Origin of the sequence: Marinobacter sp. DUT-3, assembly GCF_050379435.1 — a bacterium.
Taxonomy (GTDB): domain Bacteria; phylum Pseudomonadota; class Gammaproteobacteria; order Pseudomonadales; family Oleiphilaceae; genus Marinobacter.
Genome location: NZ_JBNRMG010000012.1, coordinates 24,873 through 38,749 on the forward strand (window position 1 = coordinate 24,873; position 13,877 = coordinate 38,749).

Genomic DNA, 13,877 nt, shown 5'->3' on the forward strand with positions numbered 1-13,877 from the left:
TACCATGCCTGATGTATATCTATCGTCTGGTCTTCCTGTTGGTTCTGGCCATCTATATTTTTTCACCGAACATCCTCGACTGGTGGACCTCACCGGGCAACGCCTGGTACACCCCCTATGTTATCTGGGCCGGACTGATCGCCATCGGGTTCTGGCTTGAGTGGCGGCGAGACCCAAATGAGTTTTAGCGCTACCGGCCTGCTGCTGGCCAGCCTGTTCTACCTGATCATCCTCTTCAGCGTTGCCTGGATTACCGAGCGCGGAGTCGTGCCACGGCACTGGGTCAGGCACCCCCTGGTCTACACCCTGAGCCTGGGGGTGTATGCCGGTATCTGGGCGGTGTATGCCGCTGTCGGTGTTGCCGCCGAATCCGGCTTCGGCTTCCTGGCCTATTACCTGGGCATCAGTGGCGCCTTCCTGCTGGCTCCGGTCTTGCTGAACCCGGTCATGCGCATTGGTCGCGCCTATCAACTGACGTCACTGGCCGACCTGTTCGCCTACCGCTATCGCAGCCAGTGGGCGGGCACCCTGGTGACCATTTGCTCCGGCGCGGCCATCCTGTCGCTGCTCAGCATGCAGATACAGGCCGTGTCCACCTCGGCCAGCCTGCTGGCCCCGGACACGTCCCGCAACCTGATCAGCGTGATGTTCAGCATCACCGTGGTACTGTTTGCCATGCTGTTCGGTACCCGGCGCAACCAGGGCTCCGAAAGCCATCAGGGGCTGGTCCTGGCAATCGCCTTCGATTCCGTGGTCAAGCTTGTGGCCCTGCTGACCCTGGGCGGCGTCATCCTGTTCAGCGTTTTCGGTGGCATGGGCGGCCTGGAAGTCTGGCTGGAAAACCAGAGCTCCCCGGCCAACACCATGGCCATGAGCATTGACGACGGCAGCTGGCGCGCACTGATGCTGATGTCCTTCGCCGGCGCCCTGGTGTTGCCCCACATGTACCACATGACCTTCAGTGAGAACCCCTCGCCCAAGGCGCTCGCCAAGGCCAGCTGGGGACTGCCGCTGTACCTGTTACTGCTCGGGCTGCCGGTGCCTCTGATTCTCTGGGGTGGTCAGGAACTCGCGGCAACCACGGGCCCGAACTTTTTCGCGATCGGCACTGCCCAGGCCCTGGGCAGTCCTGCGCTGACATTGCTGATGTATATCGCCGGCCTGTCCGCCGCCAGCGGCCTGATGATCGTAAGTACCCTGGCGCTGGCCGGCATGGTACTGAACCACGTGGTGCTGCCGCTGCGCACCCCGAAAGACCATGGTGACATCTATCACTGGCTGCAATGGATCAAGCGCCTGCTGATTGCCGTCATTATTTTTGCGGCGCTGCTGTTCCATGAAACCATTGGCACCAGGCTCGACCTGTCCATTCTCGGCGCTATCTCGCTGTCCGGCACGCTGCAGTTATTGCCGGGCGCGCTCGGCGTGATCTACTGGCCGGAAGGCAACCGGCGCGGATTGATCGCCGGACTGGTTTCCGGGCTCGCGATCTGGATCTTCACCCTGGTGTTGCCGTTCTCCCATACCGCCAACCTGCTGGAATGGCTTGGCGCGCCGCTGGTACCTGACTACAGCAACTGGCACATTTTTACGTTCATCAGCCTCACCGTTAATGTCACGGTGTTCGCGCTGATCTCTATTCTCAGTACCAGCACCGCCGAAGAAACCAGTGCCGCCCAGGCGTGTTCCCTCGGAGCCCTGTCCCGGCCTCACCGCCGGGAACTTGTCGCCACCTCATCGGCGGACTTTGTCGTCCAGCTGGCCGATCCCCTGGGCCATGGCGTGGCCAGGCGCGAGGTCGAACGCGCCCTGGCGCAGCTCAAGTTGCCTAACATGGAATACCGCCCCTACCAGCTGAGGCGGCTGAGGGACCAGGTGGAGATCAACCTGTCAGGCCTTCTGGGCCCGGCTGTCGCCAGGGACCTGGTCAAGCGCCACCTGGGCTACAAGCCCATGGCCAGCGGCGGCACCGCCCAGGACATCCGCTACGTGGAGAGGGCCCTGGGTGACTACCAGAACCAGTTAACGGGCCTGGCGGGAGAACTGGACAACCTGCGCCGACATTACCGGCAAACCCTTCAGAACCTGCCCATTCCCGCCTGCTCCGTGGGTGACGACGGCGAGATTCTGATGTGGAACAACGCCATCGAACAGCTCACCAATATCACTGCGGATGACGTGGTGGGCGCCCGCCTGCTGGCCCTCCCGGAACACTGGCACCTGCTGCTGGATGACTTCAACAGTGGTGAGGACCTGCACCGCTACAAACACCGGATGGACCTGAACGGCAAACCTCACTGGCTGAACCTGCACAAGGCAGCCCTGAGCGGCCCCGACCACCCGGAAGGGGGCAGCATCATCCTGGTGGAAGACCAGACCGAAACCCGGTTGCTGGAAGACGAACTGATGCACAGCGAACGCCTGGCCTCGGTCGGGCGACTGGCGGCAGGCGTAGCCCATGAAATCGGCAACCCGGTGACGGGGATATCCTCCCTGGCCCAGAACCTGAAACTGGAAACCGAAGACCCGGAGATTCTCTCAACGGCGGAGCAGATTCAGCAGCAAACGCGGCGAATCTCGACCATCCTGCAGTCACTGATGAATTTTGCCCGCACCGGCAACCACTCTCAGGCCAACCGCTACGAACCGGTGGTTATCCGCCGTTGCCTGGATGAATCCATCAACCTCCTGTCTCTCAGTGACCGTGGCATGGGCATCACGTACATCAACGATTGCCCCGATCACCTGATGGTGCTGGGCGATGAGCAACGGCTGGTTCAGGTCTTTGTAAATCTGCTGGCCAATGCCCGCGACGCCTCCCCGGAAGGAGGCACCATAAGAGCCAGTGGAAACCGCGATGGCTACTCCGCTATCATCGAAGTCACCGATGAGGGGTCGGGCATCCCCCGGGATCAACTCGATCACATATTCGAACCCTTTTACACCACCAAGGCCCCCAACAAGGGCACCGGCCTTGGTCTATCGCTGGTATACAGCATCATTGAAGAGCATTACGGCAACATCCATGTGGAGAGCCCGGCCAACCCGACCTCCGACCAGGGCACCCGGGTACAGCTAAAACTGCCCGCTTACGAACCGGAACCCGAAAATGCTGCCACCAGCCAGAACGAAAGGTTGTAAAACCCTATGCCTCGCATTCTGATCGTAGAAGACGAAGAGATCATTCGCTCTGCAGTAAGGAAGTTACTGCAGCACGCCGGCTATGAGGTCGCCGATGCCGGTTCCGTTGAGGAAGCCGAACAGAATCAGGATCCGGATGACTTCGACCTGATCATCTCCGATCTGCGCCTGCCTGGCGCCCCGGGCACCGAACTGATCAACCGCGCACCCAATACTCCCGTGCTGATCATGACCAGCTACGCCAGCCTGCGCTCAGCCGTGGACTCCATGAAAATGGGGGCAGTGGAGTACATCGCCAAGCCGTTTGATCACGACGAGATGCTCGCGGCCGTGGAAAACATCCTGGCGCGGAAACACACCCCGCCAACGGATGACACAGACGCCGATACGGTTGACCAGAGCGGGGACATTAACCGCAGCGACCCCGCCAGCATCATGTTCGGCAAGTGCGAGGCCATGCAGAAAGTCTTCACCCTGATTCGCAAGGTGGCACCCACAGAAACCACGGTACTGATCCAGGGTGAGTCCGGCACCGGCAAAGAGCTGGCCGCCAGGGCGTTGCACCTGCTCAGCCCGCGCGCCACCAAACCACTGATTTCCGTAAACTGCGCCGCGATACCGGAAAGCCTGATTGAATCCGAATTATTCGGCCACGAGAAAGGATCATTCACCGGCGCCGTCTCCGCCCGCACCGGTCTGATCGAGGCGGCCGACGGCGGCAGCCTGTTCCTGGATGAAATCGGGGAACTGCCACCGGAAGCCCAGGCGCGGCTCTTGCGGGTACTTCAGGAAGGCGAGATTCGCAAGGTCGGTTCAACCCAGAGCCGCAAGGTCAGCGTGCGCATGATCGCCGCGACACACCGTAACCTGAAAGCCATGACCCGAACCGGCGAGTTCCGCGAGGACCTCTACTACCGCCTGAACGTCATGCAGGTCCGCATTCCGCCACTGAGGGAACGGCAGGCAGACATTCTTGGGCTGGCCCAGAAATTCCTCCGTCGTCAGGGCGAGAAAATGGGCAAACCCGACCTGAACCTGAGCCCCGAAGCGATGAGGTCCATGCAGAGACACCGCTGGCCAGGCAACGTGCGCGAACTGGAGAACGCCATTGAGCGCGCCACCATCCTGTGTGACACCGACCTGATCACTCCGTCCCTGCTGGACCTGGAGTACGAAGGCGACGACGAATACATTCCGGAAACCCTGGTAGAGGGCAATAACGAGCAGGTCCGCAACCGTGAGCCGGAATCCTCCAACGATTTGTCCCTGGAAGACTACTTCCAGCATTTTGTTCTGGAGAATCAGGACAAAATGAGCGAGACCGAACTGGCGCAGAAGCTGGGGATCAGCCGCAAATCCCTGTGGGAACGTCGCCAACGCCTTGGCATCCCCCGCAAGAAAAGCTCAGGCAACTGAAATATCAGCTACCCGCTGGCATCATCGGCATGGTTAGCTACCTAAAAGTGTGAACCCCAGCTCAGTTGTTACCGCGCGTTCCGTACGGTAACACTCCCGGAAAACAAAACGAGATCTCAGTAACACTTAGGTCGCATACGGGGTAACACTTACGACCACCATTTTTCTAAGTCATTGTTAATATTGATATTCCAAAAACTGGCACACGCCCTGCACTCTATTAAGCGCACAACAACAAAAACAAGAGTGACAACGCAGCGTCAAAACAAAAACAAAAAGCTGCAGGAAAACGTTCGGTAACAAAAACAAGAATTAGAGCGTAAGCGAACTGAGTGTTTTGGGTACTGTGCTTTTTAGTGGTCCCTTGGCACGTGCGAGTTGTAGATGTAGAGAAGAATCGCCTTCCAGGCGGCACTGCATTTACTCCTGACTTGCTCGATGCTTCTGACTGCTCTGTGTATTCAAAGCCTTCCGTTTGCGCTACTGAGATCCCTGTATTTAGGGATACACAGTGGGGTACAAAAACGAAGAAAAATCCCGGCAACAACAAAAACAATGCAGATCGTCAACGCTTTCAGGGCGGATTCGTGAGAACGGATCCGCCTTTTGATTATCTGGCCCACGGAAAGTCCGCTCCCGGCCCCGGATTGGACATTTCTTGCCCGCTTTTCCCGGCCATTCGCCCGCAAACGTGTGCAAATCCTGTCCAAACCGTTAAACTCTCGTTTTTTGCTCTCGCAATAACGGAATTCAATGTCTAACTCAAATACCTCACCCTTCGAGAAGTTTGTCGAAAAAATCCAGTCCTTCATGCCGGGTAGCGGAAAGAAGCAACGCGCCTACCAGCGGCGTGAAATCCCGAGGGACCAGCACAACGTCTCCCGCTCCGCGATCAGCGAACCGGCCAAGAAAGTGCTGAGCCGGCTGAACAAAGCCGGCTTTGAAGCCTACCTGGTGGGCGGCGGTGTGCGTGATATCCTCCTGGGCGGCCAGCCCAAGGACTTTGATATCGCCACCAATGCCACGCCGGAAGAAGTCCACGACCTGTTCCGGAATTCCCGCCTGATTGGCCGCCGGTTCCGTATCGTTCATGTGGTCTTCGGTCGTGAAATCATCGAAGTCACCACTTTCCGTGGCAACGCTGTGGAAGCGGACGACGAAGCAGACGACGATGATCGTCGCACCAGCGAGCATGGCCTGTTGCTGCGGGACAATGTGTACGGCTCCCAGGAAGAAGATGCCCTGCGGCGGGATTTCACCGTCAACGCCCTGTATTACTGCATCCGCGATTTCACCGTCATCGACTTCGCAGGCGGCGTGGAAGATCTGAACAACCGTCAGTTGCGACTGATTGGTGATCCGGAAACCCGTTACCGCGAAGATCCGGTGCGGATGCTCCGGGCGATACGGTTTGCCGCCAAACTTGGCTTCGACATCGAGCCGGGCACCGAAGAACCGATTCGCGAACTCGCGCCGCTGCTGACCCACATCCCACCGGCCCGGCTGTTCGAGGAAGTCCTCAAACTGTTCTCTGCCGGGTATGGCGAAGCCACCTACGACCTGCTGAGAAAGTACAACCTGCTGGCTCCGCTGTTCCCCGAAACCGTCAGGGCACTGGATAACGGCGAGCCGGACGAACTGATTCGCCAGGCTCTGCGCAACACCGACGCCCGCATTGCCAGGGGCAAGTCCGTCACCCCCTACTTCCTGTTCGCGGCGATGCTGTGGCCGGCGCTGCAGGCAGAGTGGCGCCACCGCCAGGATAACGGCGACCCGGTACAGCCGGCTCTTCATGGCGCCATCGCCACGGTGATTGGCCGCCAGGTCCAGGCTACGTCCATTCCGAAGCGCTTCTCCGGCCCGATGAAGGAAATCTGGGAAATGCAGATGCGCCTGCCCCGCCGCCAGGGCAAGCGGGCCTTCATGGCGATGTCGCACCCTCGATTCCGCGCAGCCTATGACTTTCTGCTGGTGCGGGAATCTGCAGGTGAGATCGAACCGGGACTGGGGCAATGGTGGACCGACTTCCAGGCGACCGACGAGCGCGGCCAGGAGCGAATGCTCAGCGAGCTGACCGCCGACGCGCCCAAAAAGCGCCGGCGCAAACGTAAGCCCGCCAACCGGACCTGATCATGCCGATGACGGACGCCTTTATCGGGCTTGGCAGCAACCTTGCGGACCCCACGTCGCAGCTGGCCCGGGCGATGACTGAACTGGCGACCTTGCCAGACACTACACTGGTGGCACAGTCGGCGTTCTACAGCAGCCGCCCCGTTGGCCCTCAGGATCAGCCTGATTTCGTCAACGGCGCGGCATGGCTGCGTACGTCACTTGGCGCCCTGGAACTGCTCGATCACCTTCAGACCATTGAGCACCGCCATGGCCGGGAGAGAACGCAGCACTGGGGGCCGAGAACACTGGACCTGGACTTGCTGGTGTTCGGAGATGCCACCATCGACACCGAGCGCCTGACAGTCCCCCACCCGGAACTTCCCAACCGCGACTTTGCACTGCAACCCCTGCTGGACCTGAAGGCGGATCTGACACTGCCCGACGGGCAGACCATTGCCCACCTGAGGCAGCAATGCCCCGACAACAATCTGCGCCTGCTGCCCCCGATCCCACGGGAACCGTTCCCACCCGGTTGATCCCGGGGATCGTGGTACTATTGCCTCAGCCACACCCCCGGATTACCCTTAACACCTGAATGCCGGCTGACCCCGGCGCGGTCTTGGCCCATCCACCCACAAGGCAAGGATTTTATGGCTGTTACCATCAATACCCTGCGGGAATACAAGCAAAAGGGCGAAGCCTTCTCCGTCCTCACCTCCTACGATGCCACCTTCGCACAGATCGTCAGTGAAGCCGGCGTGGATGTGATCCTGATTGGCGATTCGCTTGGCATGGTGCTTCAGGGCCACGACAGCACCCTGCCCGTCACCATGGATCAGATGATCTATCACGTCAGCTCGGTCGCCAAAGGCAACCGTGGCTCACTGATCATGGCGGACATGCCGTTCATGACCTACGGCACCACAGAAGCGGCCCTGGAAAACGCCGCGGAGCTGATGCGTGCCGGCGCCCATATGGTCAAGCTGGAAGGCACGGACTGGATGACCGACACCATCTCCGCCCTGAGCGAACGCGGCGTACCCGTGTGCGCCCACCTTGGCCTGACTCCGCAGTTCGTCAACAAGTTCGGCGGCTACAAAGTGCAGGGCCGCGACGACCACGCGGCGGAAATGATGATTGAGCATGCCTGCGAACTGGAAGCCGCCGGGGCCGACATCATTCTTCTGGAATGCGTACCAGCGCCATTGGCGGCTCGCATTACCCAGGCCGTCAAGGCTCCGGTGATCGGCATCGGCGCGGGCGCAGACACCGACGGCCAGGTGCTGGTCGTGCACGACATGCTGGGTATCACCACTGGCCGCAAACCCCGTTTCGTCAAGGATTTCCTGGCCGACACCGGTTCCGTACAAAAGGCTGTTGAAGCCTACGTCAAAGCAGTACGCGACCGCTCATTCCCCGCCGAGGAGCACACGTTCAAGGCATGAGAACCGTCAACTCCCTGAAAGAATTACGCACCATCCTTCGCGGCTATCGCCGGGAAGGCAAAACCATTGGACTGGTCCCGACCATGGGCAACTTGCACGAAGGTCACATTTCCCTGGTCCGCAAGGCCAGCGAAGCCGCCGACGTGGTGGTGACCAGCATTTTCGTCAACCCGATGCAGTTCGGCGCCAGTGAAGATCTGGACACCTATCCCCGCACCCTGGATGAGGACCAGAGGCAGCTTGAGGCGGCCGGCAATACCCTGGTCTTTGCCCCCGGCGTCGAGGAAATCTACCCCAACGGCCTGGTCCAGCAAACCAAGGTGATTGTCCCGGAAGTCAGCGATGGCCACTGCGGGGCCAGCCGCCCGGGCCATTTCGAAGGCGTGGCGACCGTGGTCACCATGTTGTTCAACATGGTACAGCCGGACATTGCGGTGTTTGGCGAGAAAGACTTCCAGCAACTGGCCGTTATCCGCAAACTGGTCCGCGATCTGATGATTCCGGTGGAAGTGATCGGTGCTCCCACCATTCGCGAGGATGACGGGCTGGCAAAGAGCTCCCGCAACGGCTACCTGACCGACGACGAACGAGCCATTGCACCGGTGGTCTACCAGACCCTTCAGGAAAGCGCTCGCAAGCTTAGTGAAGGTCGTACCGACTTCAGCGCCCTCGAGCAGGAAGCCAACGACGCCCTGGCCGCAGCCGGGTTGCGGCCGGACTACTTCAATATCGTCAACAGCGTGACCCTGAAGCCGGCGATGCCCGAGGATACCGAACTGACCATACTGGTCGCCGCATTCCTTGGGACCACTCGCCTGATCGATAACCTGTCTGTCACCCGGTGATCAAAAGCCCCTTCAGCCGAAAGGAATCAATCATGCCCCAGGATCCCGTGCCGCTCACCACCCGCCCCGAGTGGCGGATTCTTTCCGACCTCCGGCAACGGCTGGACAACACCCACATGCGGGACCTGTTCCGGCAGGACCCGGATCGCGCACGACGATTTTTCACCACCGGGGCGGGCCTGTCACTGGACTACTCCAAGAACCGGGTCACCGACGATATCCTGACCAACCTGATGGCCCTGGCGAAACAGTGCGGGGTACCGGAACAGACAGAAGCCATGTTCCGTGGCGACCGCATCAACGTCACCGAAGACCGCCCGGCCCTGCACACTGCGCTGCGAAATACGGGCGGCGACCCGATAGTGGTCGATGGAATCGACATCATGCCCGAAGTGGAACAGACGCTGGCCCGCATGGAGGCGTTTACCAACGACGTTCTTTCAGGTCAGCGCACCGGCTTCAGCGGGAAAGCCTTTACGGACGTTGTAAGCATCGGCATCGGCGGATCATTCCTGGGCCCCAAACTGGTCTGCGAAGCGCTTCAGCCGTACCAGAGCGATCAGCTCAGCGGGCACTTCGTGGCCAACATTGATGGCTCCGATGTTTCAGAGGTTCTGCGTCAGGTGGACCCGGAAACCACCCTGTTCCTCGTTCAGTCCAAGTCCTTCCGCACTCAGGAAACCCTGGAGAACGGTCGAATCGCGCGGGACTGGTTCCTGAACAATGGGGGCACCGAGGAGGCGATTGCCCGGCACTTCGTCGCCGTGACAGCCAACCCCCGGGAGGCTGAGGCCTTCGGTATCGCCAGTGAGAACATATTCCCGATGTGGGACTGGGTCGGCGGCCGCTATTCCCTGTGGTCAGCGATCGGGCTGCCGATCGCACTGCTGGTGGGGATGGCGAACTTCCGGCAACTGCTGGCCGGCGCACGCGCCATGGATGAGCACTTTCGCCATACCCCACTGGGGCAGAATCTTCCGGTGATCATGGCCATGCTGGGCATCTGGTACAGCAATTTCTGGGGCGCCGAGACCCACGCCATCCTGCCCTACGACCATTACCTGGAAAGCCTGCCCGCGCATTTGCAGCAACTGGACATGGAAAGCAACGGCAAATGCGTCACCCGGGACGGCCAACCGGTGACTTACCCCACCGGCCCGGTTATCTGGGGCGGTGTCGGCGCCAACGGTCAGCACGCCTACCACCAGCTTCTGCACCAGGGTACGCGACTGATTCCCGCAGACTTCATTATCCCCCTGCAAAGCCACAACCCGGTGGGTGAGCATCACGCCACCCTGTTTGCCAACTGCCTGAGCCAGACCAGGGCCCTGATGGCGGGCAAGACCGAGGACGAAGCCCGCCAGGAACTGGCGCGGGACGGGCTGGCAGAAGACGACATTGCAGCGCTGGCGCCCCACAAGGTGATCCCGGGCAACAAACCGAGCAATACCCTGCTGATGGACAAGCTCACGCCGGAGACGCTTGGCGCCCTGATTGCACTGTACGAGCATCGCACCTTTGTACAGGGCGTAATCTGGGATGTGGATTCGTTCGATCAGTGGGGGGTGGAGCTGGGCAAACAGATGGGCAAGGGCATTCTTGACCAGATTATCGGTGATCAGCCCGCCGAGACGACCAGCGATAGCTCAACAGACGAACTGATCCGACTGTTCCGGTCAAAACGCCCGTGAGATCCGCTTTCCCTGCCAGGTGAATTCCACGGGCCAGAGCTTCTGGTCGCTGGAATACGCCTGCCACAGCTCCCGATAGGTCTTGCCACAGACCGGGTGGCGGGTGTCCGGCGCCACATCAGACAACGGCCAGAGCACAAAGGCGTTGCGAAGGATTTCGACGCGCGGCAGCTCCACCCCGTCAATCTCTCCGACCATGCCGTCGTAGGTGAGGATATCCAGATCGAGAGTTTGCGCACTGAACCTGGGGGCCCCGGCACGGCGGCCGTTATCGGCTTCCAGCTGTTTGAAGCGGCGTGAAAGCTCGCCTACAGGCCAGTCGGTATCCACGCCTACCACCAGGTTATAGAACGGTGAGCCGTCGAACCCGACGGCTTCGCTCTCGTAGACCGGTGAAATCGTTAGCTCGCCAAACCACTGAGCAAGGGTATCCAGCGCTGCCGTGACGTAGCGCGTGCGATCTGTGTTGCTGCCGATGCTGACATAGACCCGCGCCATGGCCGGCATCACGCCTGCCCTCGCTCAATACGGACACCAACGGCATTGGCGGTTGGGACAGCCCCCGGCTTGCGCAGCGTCAGCCGCAGCCATGGCACTCCGAAATCCTGCTGGATCATGGCGGTCAGGCCTTCGGCCGCCGTTTCGAGAAGCTGGGGCTGCGCCTGCTGCAACCAGCGGGTCACTGCCTCGCTCACGGCGGCATAGTCCAGCGCATCGGCGACGTCGTCGGATGCCCCGGGAATGCGGTTATCCCAGGCCATTTCCAGGTCCACCACCAGCCTCTGGGTGATATCACGCTCCCAGTCATACACGCCAATCACCGCGTCTACGGCCAGGCCTTCGATCAGAACACTGTCTGCCACCGGATGTTTTCTCCCGGATTACACTCTTTGCTGATTGAATAACGTACAGGCTACGGATACTGTGTGATTCTCGGCCTGCCGCACTTGGGGCCGGCATTTTCGCACATATCACCCGGACGCGTCTTTGCTCCGGGACAATTGCCCGTGAATCCGATGAGCGACCCTTTACTGATCGTACTTCTCTGTGCCCTGGCCTATTTGGCCGGATCGGTGCTGTTTGCCCTGGAAATCTGCAAACTCTGGAAACTGCCAGATCCCCGGGCCCTCGGCTCCGGCAACCCCGGGGCCACCAACGTCTATCGCAACGGTGGCTGGCTGCCCGCCACCCTGACCCTGGCATTGGATGCCGCCAAAGGGTTTATTCCGGTGTGGATCGCCCACGCCGCCGGCCTGTCGATCCTGGCCCAGGCCATGGTCGCGCTGTGCGCCGTGACCGGCCATATGGTACCGATTTTCTATCGCTTCCAGGGGGGCAAGGGAGTGGCAACGGCACTGGGTTCCGGACTGGCACTGGCCCCCATAACCACATTGCTGATGGCCGCCATCTGGTTGCTGGTAATGTGGCGCTGGCGCATTTCCGCACTGGCCTCCGTTATCGCCATCGTCAGCGGCCCATTGATCAGCGCGCTGATCGAACCCAGAACCTTGCCCCTGTTCGGCCTGCTCGCCATCCTGATCGTTGTGCGCCACCGCAACAACCTGATTCGCCTGGCACAGGGGCGGGAAAGCAAGTTTTAGTGTCCCGTCAGTCCACCAGCCCATTAGCCCGGGGCTGGGACACCGGCGGCAAGGTATTCATGGGCCAGCGCGGCACCGCGACAATGCGATCCCCATCCCGCTGCCCGGCCAGCAGACGCTGACAACCCGCGTAGGCGATCATGGCGCCGTTATCCGTACAGAATTCGGGGCGGGCGTAGAACACACCGGCCCTGAGTTTTTCCGCCATCTTCTCCAGCCCTGCCCTCAGGCGTTTGTTCGCGCTCACCCCACCGGCAATGACCAGGCGCTTGCACCCGGTCTGCTCCAGCGCTCGCCGGCACTTGATGGTCAGGGTATCCACCACCGCAGCTTCAAAGGCCAGGGCAATATCCGCACGGGTCTGATCATCCAGGCCACCGGCTTCTTCCGCCGCCGTGACGGTATTGAGCGTAAACGTTTTCAGGCCACTGAAGCTGAAGTCCAACCCAGGGCGATCGGTCATTGGCCGTGGGAAGCGATAGCGGCCGGGGGTGCCCTTTTCGGCCAGGGCCGCCACCCTGGGCCCACCCGGATAGTCGAGCCCGAGCATCTTCGCGGTCTTGTCAAAGGCTTCACCGGCGGCGTCGTCAACGGATTCACCCAGCAGCTCGTATTCGCCAATACCATCCACCCGGACCAGCTGGGTGTGGCCACCGGACACCAGCAACGCCACAAACGGAAACGCCGGCGGTTGCGGCTCCAGCATCGGCGCCAACAGGTGCCCCTCCATGTGATGTACGCCCAGCACCGGAATACCCAGGGCAAACCCCAGAGCGTGGGCGACGGAGCCACCCACCATCAGCGCCCCCACCAGGCCCGGGCCGGCGGTGTAGGCAATGCCCTCAAGGTCCTTGCGGCTGTGCCCGGCGTCCGCCAGCACCTGATCACACAGGGGCAGCAATTTGCGGACATGGTCACGAGACGCCAGCTCCGGCACCACACCGCCATAATCCGCGTGCATGTCAATCTGGCTGAACAGGGCGTGGGCCAGCAGCCCCTTCTTGCTGTGGTAGAGGGCAACACCGGTTTCGTCGCAGGAGGTTTCAATTCCAAGAATCAGCATATACAAGGATCACAACGGGTGGCATGAATGGTTAGCGCCGTATTTTAGCAGAAAGCCGAAACCCTCTGGCAGTTTCATCGAACAAACATTGACCTCACCCCGGAGCAGGGGCTATCATTGCCGCCCTTAAATGAGCACTGGTCGAGTTTTAGCCAATCTGACCAGGTATCGAGTCGATTTGACGCACGAGTCGATCAGACAAAACAGAAACCGAATACATCAGGTAGGTGATTTTCGAATGCCAGCTGTTAAAGTGAAAGAGAATGAACCGTTTGACGTAGCCCTGCGTCGCTTCAAGCGTTCCTGCGAAAAAGCAGGTGTACTGTCGGAAGTACGTCGCCGTGAGCACTACGAGAAGCCGACAGCCGTACGCAAGCGTAAGGCAGCTGCTGCCGTTAAGCGTCATCTCAAGAAGCTTCAGCGGGAACAGCGCAAGTTCGAGCGTCTGTACTAAGCTTTAGCTGACGCCGCTTGACTGCATACCAATAGTCGCCTGTTAAGCCGCAGGCTGCACAGAGCGATTCCAAAATGCCGCCGAGGCCTGGCTTCGGCGGCATTTTTGG

Annotated in this window: 13 protein-coding genes; 10 read left to right on the plus strand and 3 right to left on the minus strand. The window is 60.4% G+C overall.

Going from position 1 to position 13,877, the window contains the following annotated elements:
• Positions 1–11 precede the first annotated feature (11 nt).
• The 8 genes from ACQUWM_RS16135 (at position 12) to pgi (ending at position 10,650) form a co-directional block, all read left to right on the plus strand.
• The gene (locus tag ACQUWM_RS16135; RefSeq protein ID WP_406988948.1) at positions 12–188 is read left to right on the plus strand and encodes a hypothetical protein; all 177 of its coding nucleotides are present in this window, start codon (positions 12–14) and stop codon (positions 186–188) included.
• Positions 178–3,141 (plus strand): ATP-binding protein, encoded by a 2,964-nt coding sequence (locus ACQUWM_RS16140; protein ID WP_428922831.1) that lies wholly within the window; start codon positions 178–180, stop codon positions 3,139–3,141. The genes ACQUWM_RS16135 and ACQUWM_RS16140 overlap by 11 nt, the downstream gene beginning before the upstream one ends.
• 6 nt (positions 3,142–3,147) lie before the next feature.
• On the plus strand, positions 3,148–4,557 hold the full coding sequence (locus ACQUWM_RS16145) for a sigma-54-dependent transcriptional regulator (RefSeq protein ID WP_407001338.1): 1,410 nt from the start codon (positions 3,148–3,150) through the stop codon (positions 4,555–4,557).
• Positions 4,558–5,367: 810 nt separating this feature from the next.
• Positions 5,368–6,687, plus strand: a complete 1,320-nt coding sequence (gene pcnB, locus ACQUWM_RS16150) for a polynucleotide adenylyltransferase PcnB (RefSeq protein WP_407001415.1) — start codon at positions 5,368–5,370, stop codon at positions 6,685–6,687.
• An 8-nt stretch (positions 6,688–6,695) separates the two neighbouring features.
• On the plus strand, positions 6,696–7,205 hold the full coding sequence (folK, locus tag ACQUWM_RS16155) for a 2-amino-4-hydroxy-6-hydroxymethyldihydropteridine diphosphokinase (protein WP_428922881.1): 510 nt from the start codon (positions 6,696–6,698) through the stop codon (positions 7,203–7,205).
• A gap of 114 nt (positions 7,206–7,319) precedes the next feature.
• A complete protein-coding gene (gene panB, locus ACQUWM_RS16160) occupies positions 7,320–8,114 on the plus strand; it encodes a 3-methyl-2-oxobutanoate hydroxymethyltransferase (protein WP_428922832.1) in 795 nt (264 codons plus the stop codon).
• Positions 8,111–8,959 (plus strand): pantoate--beta-alanine ligase, encoded by an 849-nt coding sequence (panC, locus tag ACQUWM_RS16165; protein ID WP_428922833.1) that lies wholly within the window; start codon positions 8,111–8,113, stop codon positions 8,957–8,959. The genes panB and panC overlap by 4 nt, the downstream gene beginning before the upstream one ends.
• Positions 8,960–8,991: 32 nt before the next feature.
• On the plus strand, positions 8,992–10,650 hold the full coding sequence (pgi, locus tag ACQUWM_RS16170) for a glucose-6-phosphate isomerase (protein ID WP_428922834.1): 1,659 nt from the start codon (positions 8,992–8,994) through the stop codon (positions 10,648–10,650).
• Here pgi and folK (ACQUWM_RS16175) read toward each other — a convergent pair.
• A complete protein-coding gene (gene folK, locus ACQUWM_RS16175; protein ID WP_428922835.1) occupies positions 10,636–11,157 on the minus strand; it encodes a 2-amino-4-hydroxy-6-hydroxymethyldihydropteridine diphosphokinase in 522 nt (173 codons plus the stop codon). The two genes, pgi and folK (ACQUWM_RS16175), sit on opposite strands and share 15 nt — an antisense overlap.
• Positions 11,157–11,513, minus strand: a complete 357-nt coding sequence (folB, locus tag ACQUWM_RS16180) for a dihydroneopterin aldolase (protein WP_406988936.1) — start codon at positions 11,511–11,513, stop codon at positions 11,157–11,159. Before folB ends, folK (ACQUWM_RS16175) begins: the two co-directional genes overlap by 1 nt.
• Before the next feature lie 153 nt (positions 11,514–11,666).
• Here folB and plsY point away from each other — a divergent pair, with 153 nt between their 5' ends.
• Positions 11,667–12,251, plus strand: a complete 585-nt coding sequence (gene plsY, locus ACQUWM_RS16185) for a glycerol-3-phosphate 1-O-acyltransferase PlsY (RefSeq protein ID WP_428922836.1) — start codon at positions 11,667–11,669, stop codon at positions 12,249–12,251.
• A gap of 7 nt (positions 12,252–12,258) precedes the next feature.
• Here plsY and tsaD read toward each other — a convergent pair whose 3' ends face one another.
• Positions 12,259–13,314 (minus strand): tRNA (adenosine(37)-N6)-threonylcarbamoyltransferase complex transferase subunit TsaD, encoded by a 1,056-nt coding sequence (gene tsaD / locus ACQUWM_RS16190; protein WP_428922837.1) that lies wholly within the window; start codon positions 13,312–13,314, stop codon positions 12,259–12,261.
• A 238-nt stretch (positions 13,315–13,552) separates the two neighbouring features.
• Between tsaD and rpsU the strand changes: the two genes are divergently transcribed.
• On the plus strand, positions 13,553–13,768 hold the full coding sequence (rpsU, locus tag ACQUWM_RS16195; protein WP_007153483.1) for a 30S ribosomal protein S21: 216 nt from the start codon (positions 13,553–13,555) through the stop codon (positions 13,766–13,768).
• Positions 13,769–13,877: the final 109 nt, after the last annotated feature.